This is a genomic window from Dyella japonica, assembly GCF_040545895.1.
Classification (GTDB): Bacteria; Pseudomonadota; Gammaproteobacteria; order Xanthomonadales; family Rhodanobacteraceae; genus Dyella; species Dyella japonica_D.
Window position 1 is genome coordinate 1,003,040 of sequence record NZ_JBEPMU010000001.1, and the last position, 14,657, is coordinate 1,017,696.

Here is a 14,657-nt window from a genome sequence, read left to right on the forward strand (position 1 = left end):
GCCGCGGTGTCCCGCCTTCTATAATGTCCGTTTTCCCGCCCTTCCCCCACGGAAATCCCATGCCTCAGATGATGAAAGCCCTGGTCAAGCGCAAACCCGAACAGGGCATCTGGATGGAAGAAGTGCCCGTTCCCGAGGTTGGCCCCAATGAGGTGCTGATCAAGCTGGAAAAGACCGCGATCTGCGGCACCGACCTGCACATCTACAAGTGGGACGAGTGGTCCCAGCGCACCATCAAGCCCGGCCTTACCATCGGCCATGAATTCGTGGGCCGCATCGTGGAGATCGGCCCGGGCGTGACCGGCTACAAGATCGGCGACCGCGTTTCCGCGGAAGGCCACATCGTGTGCGGCCATTGCCGGAACTGCCGCGCCGGCCGCCAGCACCTGTGCCCGAACACCGTGGGCATCGGCGTGAACCGCAACGGCGCGTTCGCCGAATACATGACCATGCCGGCCTCGAACCTGTGGCCGATTCCGGACCAGATCCCGTCCGAGCTGGCCGCGTTCTTCGACCCCTACGGCAACGCCGCACATTGCGCGCTGGAGTTCGACCTGATCGGCGAGGACGTGCTGATCACCGGCGCCGGCCCGATCGGCATCATTGCCGCTGGCATCGCCAAGCACGTGGGCGCCCGCAACGTGGTGGTCACCGACGTCAACGACTACCGCCTGAAGCTCGCCGCCGACATGGGCGCCACGCGCGTGGTGAACGTGGCCAACCAGTCGCTGAAGGACGTGATGAAAGACCTGCACATGGAGGGCTTCGACGTGGGCCTGGAAATGAGCGGCAACCCGCGCGCCTTCAACGACATGCTCGAGTGCATGTACCACGGCGGCAAGATCGCCCTGCTCGGCATCCTGCCCAAGGGCGCCGGCATCGACTGGGACAAGGTGATCTTCAAGGGCCTCACCATGCAGGGCATCTACGGCCGCCGCATGTACGAGACCTGGTACAAGATGACCCAGATGGTGCTCACCGGCTTCCCGCTGCAGAAGGTGCTCACGCATCAGATCCACATCGACGATTTCCAGAAGGGCTTCGACCTGATGGATGCCGGCAAGTGCGGCAAGGTCGTCTGCTCCTGGAGCTGAGCGACAGCTGTCACAGAACGGAATTTCCTGCGGGAAATCCGTCCTGAAGGTTCGGCCGCCCTAGTACACTCCCCGGCAGGGCGGCCGACTAATCGCTGGGATTGTGAAGGTACCCGACTCGATGGTCTGGTACGGTCGGCGCGCGATGGCATGGGAGCATCGTCCGCATGGCTGATCTATTCAGCAATCGTCATCTGGCCGCGGGACGCGACCGCGCCGTTGCCGTCTACAAGTCACGCCGCACACGCAAGATCGTCTTGATCGTCGCCATCGTGCTGGTGGTATTCGGCATCCTCGGCTTCCTCGCCGCACCGTCCATCATCCGCAGCCAGATCGAAAAGCGCGCCACCGCGGCGCTGCAACGCCCCGTGACACTGGGCGCCGTGCATCTGAATCCGTACACGTTGCGGCTGGAACTGGACCAGTTGCACATCGCTGATCGCGATGGCAAGTCCGCGTTCGTCGACGTGGACCAGGCCGTGATCAATGCGTCCTGGGCGTCGGTGTTCCGCATGGCGCCGGTGCTGGATCAACTGACCGTGCAAGGCCCGCGCATCCGCATCGTGCGCACGGGCGACCAGCGTTTCAATTTCAGCGACATCATCGATCGCTTCAATGCCACGCCGCCGGACCCGAAGGCATCGCCCACGCGCTTTGCGCTTTCCAACATCAGCGTGCACAACGGCGACATCCAGTTCGCCGACGAAGCGTTGAAGGCCAACCATCGCGTGGAGCAATTGGAGCTGGGCATTCCGTTCATCGCCAACCTGCCCAGCGACACCGACGTGTTCGTGCAGCCGTTGCTGTCGATGAAGGTGGATGGCAGCCCGCTGCATGTCGAAGGCCACGCCAAGCCCTTTGCCGACAGCCGCGAATCGACCATCAACTTCCGGCTCGATCATCTCGATCTGGCGCGCTACATCGTCTACGCGCCCACCACGTTGCCGGTGGCGATTCCCAAGGGCCTGCTCAGCGGCGATCTCGTGCTGCACTTCGTGCAGGCCAAGCCCACGCCGCAACTGCAACTTACCGGTCGACTGGAACTGGATGACTTCGCGCTCAACAGCAGCAACGGCCAGGCGATTCTTGGCCTTGGCAAGGGCACGGCGGATCTGTCCGACGTGCAGCCGCTGCTGTCGCGTTATGCGCTGGGCGCGCTTGTGCTCGATCGTGCGCAGCTCTATTACACCGCCGGGCCCGATGGCCACAGCAACTTCGATGCATTGACAGCGCCTCCGGCAAAAGCGGATGCGGAAAAGAAAACCGAGCCCACCGACGTGCGCATCGCCTCGATGACGCTGACCAACAGCGCCATTCACTACACCGATGCGGCGGGCAGCAAGATCGACCTGGGCAATCTGCGCGGCAACATGCGCGGCCTGAGCATGCTGGCGGCACCGGCGGCAAACCTCGACCTGACGGCGCAGTTCTTCGGTGGCGAGATCGGCCTGAAAGGCACGGTGGATCTGGCGAAGAACAAGCTCGTCGCCGCACTGAACGTGAAGCAGGTGGACATGGCGCCCATGCAGGCCGCGACCTACCAGGGCCTGGCTGCACGCGTGACCAAGGGCAAGCTCGACCAGACCGGTCAGCTCGAAATCGATTGGGGCACGCCGTTCAACGTGCGCCTGACCAATGCCAAGGCAACGGTCAGCGACTTCGGGATGGAGCCGCAGTTCAAGGGCCATGCCTCGCCGGTCGCATGGAACACGATGGAGGCCGAGATCACGCAGATCGATCTGGCCTCGCAACAGGCGCAGCTGGGTACGGTCAAGGCGACTGGACTGGCGCTGGACGTACAGCGCGACAGTCGCAAGTACATCAGCCTAACCGATCTGTTCGCCGCCAAGAACGCGCCGGCAAAGAAACCCGCAGCGTCCGGGCCGCCGTGGCACTGGAGCATCACGCATCTTGCCTTCGACAACGCTGCCATCGTCTTCACCGACATGGCGGCCGGCGACAAGCCGGTGAAGATCAAGATCGATTCGCTCAGCGGCGGCATGGACGGCCTGAGTGACAAGCTCAACGAGCCGCGCGAGATGAAACTGGCGGGCGCCATCGACAAGGGCACGTTCACGGCGAACGGCAAGGTGCAGCCGCTGCCGTCACTGGCGGATATCCAGCTCGACACGAAGCGGCTGGACATCGCCACGTTCCAGCCATACATCAGCGTGCCATTGAATGTCACCATTTCCAGCGCGCGCGTCACCAGCACTGGCAAGCTGCACTACGACGGACGCGGCGCCGAACCCAAGCTCACCTACAAGGGCAATGCGGCTCTTGAACAGGTGCGCGTGCAGGACAAACTCACCGGCGACGATTTCCTCCGCTGGCGCACGCTCAGCGGCAGCAACCTCGATGTCTCCTACGGCTACGGCGCCACGCGCATGCACGTCGGCGGCCTGGTGCTCAGTTCGTTCTATGCGCGCGTGATCGTCAACGCCAACGGCACGTTGAATCTCTCGGAAGTGGTGGCCAACCCCGAGGCGGCGCCCGTGTCGGTGACACGCGCCGACAATGAGCAACCCAGCACCTCCGCCAAACCCACTGCCGCCGCGCCGACACCGCCACCGCCGCCGATTCGCACGCCCGGCCCGCAGACCAAGACCGTGCCAGCTGCCGAAACCGCCGCCACGACGCCGGCGACTGAAACCGATATCCACCTGGGCGGCATCACGCTCGTCAATGGCCAGCTCAACTACACCGACAATTTCATCAAACCGAACTACACGGCCAACCTGACCAAGGTCACCGGCAAGATCGGTGCGTTCGGCACGAAACCGGGCGATCCGCCGGCCGACCTGGCCGTGCAGGCGGCGTTGAACGACAACTCGCCCGTCGACATCGACGGCACCATCAATCCGCTGCAGCCGGTGGCCTTCCTCAACATCAAGGGCAAGGCAAACGAGGTCGAGTTGACCGGATTGAGCGCGTACTCCACCAAGTACACCGGTTATCCCATCACGGCCGGCAAGCTGACGATGGACGTCCATTACCAACTGGACCAGCGCAAGCTCAACGCCGACAACCACATCTTCATCACCCAACTCACCTTCGGCGACCGCGACGAAAGCCCTGGCATCAAGCACCTGCCGGTGAAACTTGCCGTGGCGCTGCTGAAGGACACGCAGGGCAACATCGACGTGAACGTGCCGGTGTCCGGCTCGCTGGACGATCCGCAATTCAGCATGGGCGGGCTTATCTGGCGTGCCATCGGCAACCTGATCGCCAAGGCGGCCACCGCGCCCTTCCGCCTGCTCGGCGCAGCATTCGCCGGCGGCAATCACGAGGATCTGGGCTACGTCGAGTTCGACCCGGGTTCGGCCGTGCTCGACAAGAACGCGCAGGAGCGCCTTGGCAAAGTGGTCGCCATGCTCAGCCAGAAGAACACGTTGAACCTGGACATCATCGGCCGCATCGATCCGTCGAAGGACCAAGACGGCCTGCGCAAGGTCACGGTCGACAACTTGGTCCGCCGCCAGAAGGCGCTGGACCAGGATGGCAAGAACGCCGACACCTCCGATGCCGCGCTCGCTACCGTGAACGTCACGCCCGACGAGTACGAGAAGTACCTCAAGCGCGCCTACAAGGACGACGACTTCAAGGGCAAGCCCAAGAACATCATCGGCCTGAAGAAATCGCTGGAGCCGGACGAGATGCGCAGCCTGATGGAAACCAATGTTGCCGTCGACGACGCAGCCATGCGCGACCTCGCCCAACGCCGCGCCACCGCCGTGCAGGCGTGGCTGAAGGGCAAGCTTGACGACAAGCGCATGGCGATCAAGGACCCCAAGCTCGATACCAAGGACATCGACGACAAGGGTAAGACGACGCGGGTGGAGTTCGGGTTGCATCAGGGCTGAGGGCTAGCAGTCTCGACTTCCCAGTCAGCCATTCCGGCACAGGCCGGAATGGCCATGAAAAAGTGTCGCGTGCCGCCAATAACGGCCCGTTCCTTCCCAGCCCGCCCCCAAAGGCTCAAAATAGCCTTTTGACCCAGCTGGAATTCCCCCATGAGCTACCCCGGCCAGTCCCGCTACGCCAGCGAACTCGAATCGATCCGTGAGCAGGGCCTGTTCAAGGCCGAGCGCATCATCACCTCGCCGCAGTCGGCCAAGATCCGCCTCGACAGCGGCAAGGAAGTGCTCAACTTCTGCGCCAACAACTACCTCGGCCTTGCCGACCATCCCGAGGTGATCCAGGCCGCGAAGGACGCGCTGGACACGCACGGTTTCGGCATGGCGTCCGTGCGCTTCATCTGCGGCACGCAGGATCTGCACAAGGAACTGGAAAAGAAGATCGCCGAGTTCTTCGGCACTGAGGACACCATCCTCTACGCCGCCTGCTTCGACGCCAACGGCGGCTTGTTCGAACCGCTGCTGGGCGAAGAAGACGCGATCATCTCCGATGCGCTCAACCACGCGTCCATCATCGACGGCATCCGCCTGTGCAAGGCCAAGCGCTTCCGCTACGCCAACTGCGACATGGCCGATCTGGAGAAGCAGCTCCAGGCCGCCGACGCCGCTGGCGCGCGCACCAAGCTGATCACCACCGACGGCGCGTTCTCGATGGATGGCTTCATTGCACCGCTGGACAAGATCACCGCGCTGGCCGAAAAGTACAACGCACTGGTGCACATCGACGAATGCCATTGCACTGGCTTCCTGGGCGACACCGGACGCGGCTCGGCCGAAGTCAACGGCGTGCTCGACAAGATCGACATCATCACAGGCACGCTGGGCAAGGCACTCGGCGGCGCGCTGGGCGGTTTCACCACCGGTCCGCGCGAAGTGATCGAGATGTTGCGCCAGCGCTCGCGCCCTTACCTGTTCTCCAACTCGCTGCCGCCGCATGTGGTAGCCGCCGGCATCAAAGTGTTCGAGATGCTTGCTGCCGCGGGGGATTTGCGCGACAAGGTCAAGGAGAACACCCGCTATTTCCGCGAAGCGATGACCAAGGCCGGCTTCGACATCAAGCCGGGCGTGCATCCCATCGTGCCGGTGATGATCTACGACGCGAAGAAAGCACAGGCCATGGCGACCGAGCTGCTTGACGAAGGCATCTACGTCACCGGCTTCTTCTACCCGGTGGTGCCGCAAGGCCAGGCGCGCATTCGCACGCAGATGAGCGCTGCGCACACGCGCGAGCATCTCGACCAGGCCATTGCCGCCTTCACCAAGGTGGGCAAAAAGCTAGGCGTCATCTGACGACGGCATTACGCCGCCCTCTTCCTTCGCGGAGAGGGCGGAAGCCGCCGTCGTTTCGTCGGGATATCACAAGCGCTGCAAGGCGCTTATTTCGAAGCCGCGCCTGCGCTCGAAGCTGCGGCCAACGCCTGCACTTCCGCATCCATGAGATGGCGCCACTGCCCTTTCGGCAATTCGCCCAATGGCATCGAACCGATCGCCACGCGAATGAGCCGCAGCACCTCGATGCCATGCGCCGCCAACAAACGCCGGATGTGGCGATTGCGCCCTTCATCGAGCACGATCTCCAGCCACGCATTCTTCTCGCCATGCCTTAGCAAGGTGGCTCGACGCGCCGCAAGACGCTCGCCCTCTTCCACTACGCCTTCGAGCAGCTGATCGAGCAAGGCCTGATCGGGAATGTCGTTGACCTGCACGTGATACGTCTTGTCCACGTGATGCCTGGGCTCGGTCAATCGCGCGGCCCAAACGCTGTCGTTGCTCAACAACAGCAAACCTTCGCTGGCCTTGTCCAGTCGCCCTACCGGCCCTAGCCATGGCAGCCCGGCATCCTTCAGCAAGTCGTAGACGGTGTCGCGGCCGCGCTCGTCGGCAGCACTCACCACGATGCCGCGAGGCTTGTTGAGCACGATATAGACGCGCGTGTTGGCTGCTATCGGTTCGTTGTCGAAGAGAATGCGCTGCCGATCCGGATCGGCGGGACGCTCCGGATCGAGCACCACCTTGCCATCCACACTGACCCTGCCCTCGCGGATAGCTTTCTCGGCCTGACTTCGCGAGCACACACCCATCTTGCTGAGCACGCGCGCCAGACCATGGCGAGGCGCCGATGGTTTGGATTGGCGTGCAGCAGGACGGGACGGACGCATGAAGAGAAACTCGCAATCAGAAGGCAACGCCATGCATGGTAGCGATCCCTGCATGCACACAAAAGAAAAGCCCGGCTTGCGCCGGGCTTCTCCGTACTACTTGAACAGATCCGATTACTGCTGGACCTGCAGCTCCGTACGACGGTTCTGGGCGCGGCCAGCGTCCGTGTCGTTGCTGCCGATCGGATCGTTCTTGCCATGGCCGAACGGACCAATCAGGCGATCAGCGGCGATGCCGTGAGCCGTCAGGTACTTGTACACGATCGCAGCGCGACGCTCGGACAGATCCTGGTTGTAGGCGTCCTTACCGACCGAGTCGGTGTAGCCGGCAACCGTGACCTTGACCTGCGGGTAACGCTGCAGGGTGTCGACAGCCTGGTCGAGGATGGCAACCGAGTCAGCGGTCGGCTCAGCCAGCGCCTTCTTGATGTCCGTCTCGCCCTTCTTCGGGCGGTCGAACTTGAAGTTGACGCCGCGCAGGTCGATCACGACCTTCTGCGGGCAGCCGTCCGGACCGACGATCGTGCCTTCCGGCAGATCCGGGCACTTGTTGTCGCACAGGTTCACGCCGTTGCGGAACTGCTTGGAGCAGTCCGGAGCGGCCGGGGCCACCGGAGCGGCAGCCACCGGAGCAGCAGCCGGTTCGCCGAAGCGCGACACGATGCTGAAGCCGAGGAACCAGTCGCCGTAACCGTTCTTCTCCGGCTGAGACTTGTCATCCCAGTCGTAACGGTAGCCACCTTCCACGCGGAAGTCGGTGCTGTCGGTGATGGTCTTGGACACGCCAACGCCAACCTCAGCGGCCGGCGACCAGGCGTGGTCAGCCGGATCCATGTGGAAGCTGCCCATCACGCCGACGAGGGCGTACGGACGCCATGCGTTCCAGTCACCGTAGTAGAAGCGAGCAGCGACGCCGACATTGTTGTTGGCCCAACGATCCGAGTTACCGCCGTCGATGGTGCGCTTGGTGCGGTCGAAGAACACGTCGATCGAGGTGTTCGGCGCAATGAAGCGACCAAAGCCCAGGCCGTAATAGACCTGGCGGCTGTTGGTGTTGCGATCGGTGTCGTTGTAGTAGCCGCCCACGGTCGGAGCGATATACCAACGGCCGTCGTAGCTCGACGTCGTCGCGGTGGTGCTGTCTTGCGCGTGAGCGGCACCTACGCCGCCCAGAGCCAGGGCAATCAGGAAATACAGGCCCTTACGATTCATCAGGTGTCTCCTCATATTATTGGTATTCGCGTCCGTTCCACCCCAGACGGAAAACGCGCGTCATAACTGACTTCTACTCCGGGACTTTTCCTGTCCCGTGCTTTGCGTCCCGATCAAGAGAAAAAGTGTCACAAGACCACAAGCGCGGCGGAGTGTAGCAAAACCGTTAAGACGATCGCACGCGGAGCAAGACGCTGTTGGTGAGCCCCTGTTCAGGCAGCTATTCCGGGCCCAGCGATAAAGCCGACGAGCTGCGACAACGTGTCACAACAAAACAACGCGTTACCTCAGTGCGCGTGGTTGCAAAAAAGAAAAGCCCGGCTTTCGCCGGGCTTTTCGGACATTTCCGAGAGTTGTTGGATTACTGCTGAACCTGCAACTCCGTACGACGATTGCGGGCACGACCGGCATCCGTATCGTTCGTGTCGATCGGATCGTTCTTGCCGTGACCGATCGGACCTTCCAGACGACTTGCGTCGATGCCATGCGAGGTCAGGTAGTCGTACACGATCTTCGCACGACGTTCCGACAGGCCCTGGTTGTACTCCGCCGTGCCCACGCTGTCGGTGTAACCGGCAACGGTGACGTGCACCTGCGGATAACGCTGCAGGGTGTCGACGGCCTGGTCGAGCACAGCCAACGAATCCTTCGTCGGTTCGGCCAATGCCTTCGAAATGTCCTTCTCGCCCTTCTTCGGACGATCGAACTTGAAGTTGACGCCGCGCAGGTCGATCACGACCTTCTGCGGGCAACCATCCGGACCCACGATCGTGCCTTCCGGCAGATCCGGGCACTTGTTGTCGCACAGGTTCACGCCGTTGCGGAACTGCTTGGAGCAGTCCGGAGCCGGCGGTGGTGCCGGAGGAGCCGGCGGGGCCGGCGGGGCGCCGATGCGCGACACGATGCTGAAGCCCAGGAACCAGTCGCCGTAACCGCTCTTGTTCGGCTGGGTCTTGTCGTCCCAGTCGTAGCGATAGCCACCTTCGACGCGAATGTCGGAGCTGTCGGTAACGGTCTTGGACACACCCACGCCCACTTCGGCCGCCGGCGACCAGCCGTGCTCGAAGTCGCTGATGTGCTGGCTGCCCATCACGCCGCCCAACAGGTACGGGCGCCATGCATTCCAGTCGAGGAAGTAATAGCGGGCAGCCACGCCATAGGTGTTGTTCGACCAACGACCGCCGCCGGCATCGGTGTCCACGGTGCGCTTGGTGCGGTCACCGAAGAAATCCAGCGAGAAGTTGGGCGAGAAGTAACGGCCAAAGCCGATGCCGTAATAGAACTGGCGGCTGTTGGTGTTGCGATCGGTGTCGTTGTAGTAACCGCCCACGGTCGGTGCGATGTACCAGCGGTCGTCGTAGCTCGACATTTCGGTGGTGGCCGGTGCCGCAGTGCCGGTGTTGTCCTGCGCGTGAACGGCGCCTGCGCCGCCCAGGGCGAGGGCAATCAGGATGTACAAGCCCTTACGTTTCATCAGGTGTCTCCTCGTTTATTGGTGTACGCGTCCGTTCACCCCAGACGGGAAAAGCCATCAAGCCGTGATTCCTACTCCTAGTGAACCCCGAACCTGACTTCGAACCTAGTGCTTGTTTACCCGAAACGGGCGCGGAGTAGCTTAGCAAAAGTTAAGCAATTGCAAATCGACCCCAAACGCCCGTTCATTTTCAGCTCACGCCGTCTTTACAGCGTGAAGAAACCAAGGAACTGCTGGATTGGCATGGCATCCAGCTTAACGGGGTCCGCCGTGGCGTTCAGGATCGTTTTGACCCGGTGCGATGGGAGGTGGCCCCGCATGGCGGCCTCAAACTTCTTGAGCAATACGGGAATACCCTCGGCGCGCCGCCTACGGTGGCCGATCGGGTAGTCGATGGATACCTTTTCGGTGCGGGTGCCGTCCTTAAAGAAGACCTGAACCGAGTTGCCTATATAACGTTTTTCCGGGTCGAAATAGTCCCTGGTGAATTGCGGGTTCTCGCTGACCACCATCTTGTCGCGCAGGGCGTCGATGCGCGGGTCGGCGGCCACGTCATCGTTATAGTCGTCGGCGACCAGGCGGCCGAAGATCAAGGGAACGGCCACCATGTACTGAATGCAGTGGTCGCGGTCGGCGTAGTTCGCCAAGGGGCCGGTCTTGTCGATGATGCGCGCGCCCGCCTCCTGGGTCTCGATCACCACCTTCTCGACCTGGTCGATCTTGCCGGCCACGGTCCCGTGCAGCTGCATGGCGCACTCCACCGCCGTCTGGGCATGGAACTCGGCCGGGAAGCTGATTTTGAACAACACGTTCTCCATCACGTAGCTGCCGAATGGGCGCTCGAACTGGAACGTGTTGCCCTGAAAGGCCACATCATAATAACCCCAGGTCGTGGCGCTCAGGGCCGACGGATAGCCCACCACGCCCCGGTAGACCGCATTAATAGCGTGGATGACGGCACGGCGGCAGGCGTCGCCAGCCGCCCAGCTCTTCCTTGGGCCGGTGTTCGGTGCGTGGCGATAGGTGCGCAACGGACCATTGTCGATCCAGCTATGGGAGACCGCCGTGACGATCTGCTCCCTGGAGCCACCCAACATGGCTGTGGCGACCGCCGTGGAGGCCAGCCGCACCAGGATGACGTGGTCCTGGCCAACGCGGTTGAAGCTGTTCTTGAGGGCGTAGCAGCCCTGGATCTCGTGAGCCTTGATGGCGTACGCGAGCACGTCGCGGACGGTCATCGGCGTGCCGCCCTCCCGCTCGGCCTTCCGACCGAGGTAGTCGGCGATGGCCAGGATGGTCCCCAGGTTGTCCGACGGATGACCCCACTCGGCGGCCAGCCAGGTGTCATTGAAATCCAGCCAGCGGATCTGGGTGCCGATGGCGAAGGCGGCCTGCGCCGGGTCCAGCTCATGGCTGGTTCCTGGCACGCGCGCCCCGCCCGGCAGGTTCGCGCCTGGCACGATCGGGCCGAGGTGCTTCACGCACTCGGGAAACTTCATGGCCATCATCGCCGTGGCCAGCGAGTCGAGCAGCATGTAGCGCGCCGTGTCATATGCCTCGGCGGAATCGATCGCGTAGTCGACGACGTAATCGGCGACGTCCACCATCGGCTGGTCGGGTTGGGGACGCTTGGCGGAACGGATGTCGTGCGCACTCATGGAGAGATCTCGCGGCTGCAGAAGAGCAACAGATGTAGCCTTTCCTTCGTCGTGCCCAGCTTGACGCAGGCGCACACCGACCTCGACAATGTTCCCATACTGATCCCAAAAGGGAGTAGTTCCGGACACCTGCTTCATCGGTGTTCTTGCAGTGGTCGTCATCACGAGCGTCGCCACGCTCCGGTCACTGCAGCGGCTCTGCCGCGAACGAGACTTTTGCAGTCATGACGGGCCGCGCGTGTCCGTCGTTACTGCATTTGTCGAAACGCGCAGAGACCCCTTCATGGACCTTGTCGTTACCGAATTCCTCTCCGGCCTGCTGGCCATCGTGCTGCTCGACCTCGTGCTCGCGGGCGACAACGCCATCGTGATTGCGCTGGCCGCGCGCAAACTTCCCCGACAGATCCAGAAGAAGGCCGTGCTGTGGGGTACCGTTGGCGCCATCGCCGTGCGCCTGCTGCTGACCGGCGTCGTGGTCTACCTGCTCAAGCTGCCAGGATTGATGCTGATCGGCGGCCTGCTGTTGCTTCCCATCGCGTGGAAGCTGCTGAAGCCGGACGACCATGCCGCGCATGAAGTCAGCGCCGCCAGCAATTTCTGGGCGGCCATGCGTACCATCATCGTCGCCGATGCGCTCATGGGCATGGACAACGTGCTCGCCATTGCCGGCGCCGCCAAGGGACACATGGTGCTGGTGGTCATCGGCCTGGCGATCAGCGTGCCGCTGGTGGTGTGGGGCTCGTCGCTGATCCTGCGACTGATCGAACGCTTCCCGGTGATCATCTATATCGGCGCAGGCGCCATCGCGTGGACGGCGGCTCGCATGATCGCGCACGACCACTGGGTGTCGCCGTGGTTCGATGCGCACGGCTGGGCGACGTATCTGCTCGATGCCGTGCTGGTGATCGGCGTGTGCTTTGGTGGCTGGTGGGTGCAGCGCCGCGTTCGTGCGCAAGCCTCGGCTTGAGTCATGCGCGCCCGGCAGGCGACACTTCACGGATAACGTCACTCCAGGATGATTTCCATGAAGTTGTATTACCTGCCGGGCGCCTGCTCGCTCGCCGATCACATCGTTCTCGAATGGATCGGCCAACCGTACGAAGCGCATCGCGTCGCTCGCGAGGAACTCGGCACGCCGGCCTACCTGCGCATCAATCCGTCGGGCGTGGTCCCTGCCCTGCAGGAACCGGACGGCTGGGTGTTGACCGAGAACGCTGCCATCCTCAATTACCTGGCGGACAAATTTCCGCTGGCCGGCCTCGGCGGCGAAGGTGCGCGAGGCCGTGCGGAAGTGAATCGCTGGCTGGCTTACATCAATTCCGATCTTCATCCGATGTACAAACCCGTGTTCCGCCCCGACCGCTTCATCGACGGCGAAGAGGCGCAGGACGCGCTGCGTTGCCGGGCCATCGAACGTCTGCGCAACTATTACGAGCGCCTCGATGCCCAGTTGCAGGGCCGTGATTGGCTGACCGGCACACGTTCATTCGCCGACCCGTATCTGTTCGTGGTGCTGCGCTGGGCCATGGGCAAAGGCGTGGACCTGTCTGACCTGCACAACCTCGCCCGCTTCCATCAGCGCATGCTGGACGATGCCGGCGTGAAGGCGGCGATGCAGCAGGAAGGTCTCTGAGCACGAGCACGCCAATCACACGGTTGGCGTGCGTGCCTGCCGTTTCTTAGAACATCATCGGCACGCGCACGGTCACCGTCGCGTCCGGTGTATCGCGCGTCACGCCGACGCCCAAGGTGAAGTTGACCGTGCGCTTGTCGCTGAAGCGCCAAGAGCCGCCGATCAGCAGCGTGCCAAGCACGGTCTTGGTGGACCCGGGCACATTGTGGTTGTTCTGCTTGGTCGCGCCCACGAAGCTCTGGTCGTAACCAATACTGATGGACGCCTTCTCGTTGAGCGAAAGGCCCATGCCGATGCTCACGTCGACGATGTCGCCCAGCTTGACCTTGCCCAGGTCTTCCGTGCCACCCAGAAGTATCTTGCGTGTCACGTTGTCGCGCGGCACGTTGTACAGATAGCTGAGGTTGCCGAAGAACACCACCGGATCGGTCGGATACAGCCACGTCACGCCCGGCTGGATAGCCCAGAAGCCGGTACCCACCGGCTGCGACAACGGCAGGCCCGTGCCGGTGGCCGACAGGTCCACCTGGTCGATCACATTTTCCACGCAACGCTGCACGCAATCGGTGGTGACCTGGAACGGGTCCCTGCCCGTGTTCGACTTCACGCGCAGCCAGCCCACGTAATAAGCCTTGTCCGGGCCACCGACATTGAGCTGATAGCGCATGGTGGCTTCGACGTCGCCAAGGCCATGTCCGCTGTTGCCAAACGCCTTGTCGGTAGCGCTGCCTGTGAAAACCTCGCGGCTGGTCACATCCTCATGCGCGTACACATAAGGCACGCGAACTTCCACTTCCATCCGGTTGGTGATGCCGTAACGGGCGGTCAGCCAGCCGACTTGCGTGGTGATCCTGACCTGCCGCGCGTCGATGAGGCCGATGAGGATGGCCGGGATCACCGTGTATCCCACCAGCGCCACACGTTCAACGTTCGAATAGCCGAATTGATACGCCGGCTCGATGATGAACTTGCCTTTGGGCGTAAGCACGCCGGGCTGCTGGAAGATGGGCGCCACTTCGGGCGGGCGCGTATCGGCCTTGGGTGCCTCGCCCACCGGCTGCTGTTGCTGCTGCGGTGCATTGGCCGCCACCGCATCGCCGGCCGGCATCGGTTGCGCGGACGCCAGCGGGCCGCCAGCGGCGATGCTGCCGGCACGCTGCTTGTCCAGCACGTCCATGCCCACGGCGTGCCGCAGCGATTGATAGTCCGCCTCCTGCTCGGCCAGCGCACGCTTCATCGCATCGAGCTGCGCGATCTGCGCGCTGATCTGGCTGCGCATGGCATCGATGCGATCGCCCTGCTCGGCCACTTGCTTGCGCAAGTCGGCTGGATCGATCGGCGCAGGTTTCGCAGACGGTGCCGCGGCGATGGTGTTAGCCGCTGCCGCTGGCGTCGTCCCCGTACTCGCTTGTTGGGACGGCGACTCTTGTTGTGCCGCGACAGGCAAGCCGAGCGCCACCAGCCCCGCACATCCTGCCGACCATACGTATCGCCACGCTGAGTGTCGCAT

10 protein-coding genes are annotated in these 14,657 nt (G+C 62.9%); 5 read left to right on the forward strand and 5 right to left on the reverse strand.

Features of this window, described 5'->3' with window-relative positions; translation table 11 throughout:
• Positions 1-59 precede the first annotated feature (59 nt).
• The 3 genes from tdh to kbl all read left to right on the forward strand — a co-directional run bounded on the left by tdh (position 60) and on the right by kbl (position 6,301).
• Positions 60-1,094: an L-threonine 3-dehydrogenase gene (tdh, locus tag ABIC75_RS04345; protein ID WP_354012620.1), complete on the forward strand. Its 1,035-nt coding sequence runs from the start codon at positions 60-62 to the stop codon at positions 1,092-1,094.
• A gap of 167 nt (positions 1,095-1,261) precedes the next feature.
• Positions 1,262-4,957: a DUF748 domain-containing protein gene (locus ABIC75_RS04350; protein WP_354012621.1), complete on the forward strand. Its 3,696-nt coding sequence runs from the start codon at positions 1,262-1,264 to the stop codon at positions 4,955-4,957.
• 150 nt (positions 4,958-5,107) lie between these two features.
• Entirely contained in the window at positions 5,108-6,301 is a 1,194-nt protein-coding gene (kbl, locus tag ABIC75_RS04355) for a glycine C-acetyltransferase (RefSeq protein ID WP_354012622.1), read from the forward strand.
• Between the two features lie 86 nt (positions 6,302-6,387).
• On the opposite strand, the gene ABIC75_RS04360 is transcribed toward kbl, so the two are convergent.
• The 4 genes from ABIC75_RS04360 to ABIC75_RS04375 all read right to left on the reverse strand — a co-directional run bounded on the left by ABIC75_RS04360 (position 6,388) and on the right by ABIC75_RS04375 (position 11,514).
• Positions 6,388-7,170: a pseudouridine synthase gene (locus ABIC75_RS04360; RefSeq protein WP_354012623.1), complete on the reverse strand. Its 783-nt coding sequence runs from the start codon at positions 7,168-7,170 to the stop codon at positions 6,388-6,390.
• Between the two features lie 114 nt (positions 7,171-7,284).
• Complete coding sequence (locus tag ABIC75_RS04365) at positions 7,285-8,382, reverse strand: OmpA family protein (RefSeq protein ID WP_354012624.1); 1,098 nt, start codon at positions 8,380-8,382, stop codon at positions 7,285-7,287.
• A 361-nt stretch (positions 8,383-8,743) separates the two neighbouring features.
• Positions 8,744-9,856, reverse strand: a complete 1,113-nt coding sequence (locus tag ABIC75_RS04370) for an OmpA family protein (RefSeq protein ID WP_354012625.1) — start codon at positions 9,854-9,856, stop codon at positions 8,744-8,746.
• Between the two features lie 206 nt (positions 9,857-10,062).
• Positions 10,063-11,514, reverse strand: a complete 1,452-nt coding sequence (locus ABIC75_RS04375; protein WP_354012626.1) for a bifunctional 2-methylcitrate dehydratase/aconitate hydratase — start codon at positions 11,512-11,514, stop codon at positions 10,063-10,065.
• A 283-nt stretch (positions 11,515-11,797) separates the two neighbouring features.
• On the opposite strand from ABIC75_RS04375, the gene ABIC75_RS04380 reads away from it, so the two are divergent.
• Entirely contained in the window at positions 11,798-12,481 is a 684-nt protein-coding gene (locus ABIC75_RS04380) for a TerC family protein (RefSeq protein ID WP_354012627.1), read from the forward strand.
• Positions 12,482-12,538: 57 nt separating this feature from the next.
• Complete coding sequence (locus tag ABIC75_RS04385) at positions 12,539-13,147, forward strand: glutathione S-transferase family protein (RefSeq protein WP_354012628.1); 609 nt, start codon at positions 12,539-12,541, stop codon at positions 13,145-13,147.
• A gap of 46 nt (positions 13,148-13,193) precedes the next feature.
• On the opposite strand, the gene ABIC75_RS04390 is transcribed toward ABIC75_RS04385, so the two are convergent.
• Entirely contained in the window at positions 13,194-14,468 is a 1,275-nt protein-coding gene (locus ABIC75_RS04390; RefSeq protein ID WP_354012629.1) for an acetate kinase, read from the reverse strand.
• Positions 14,469-14,657 lie beyond the last annotated feature (189 nt).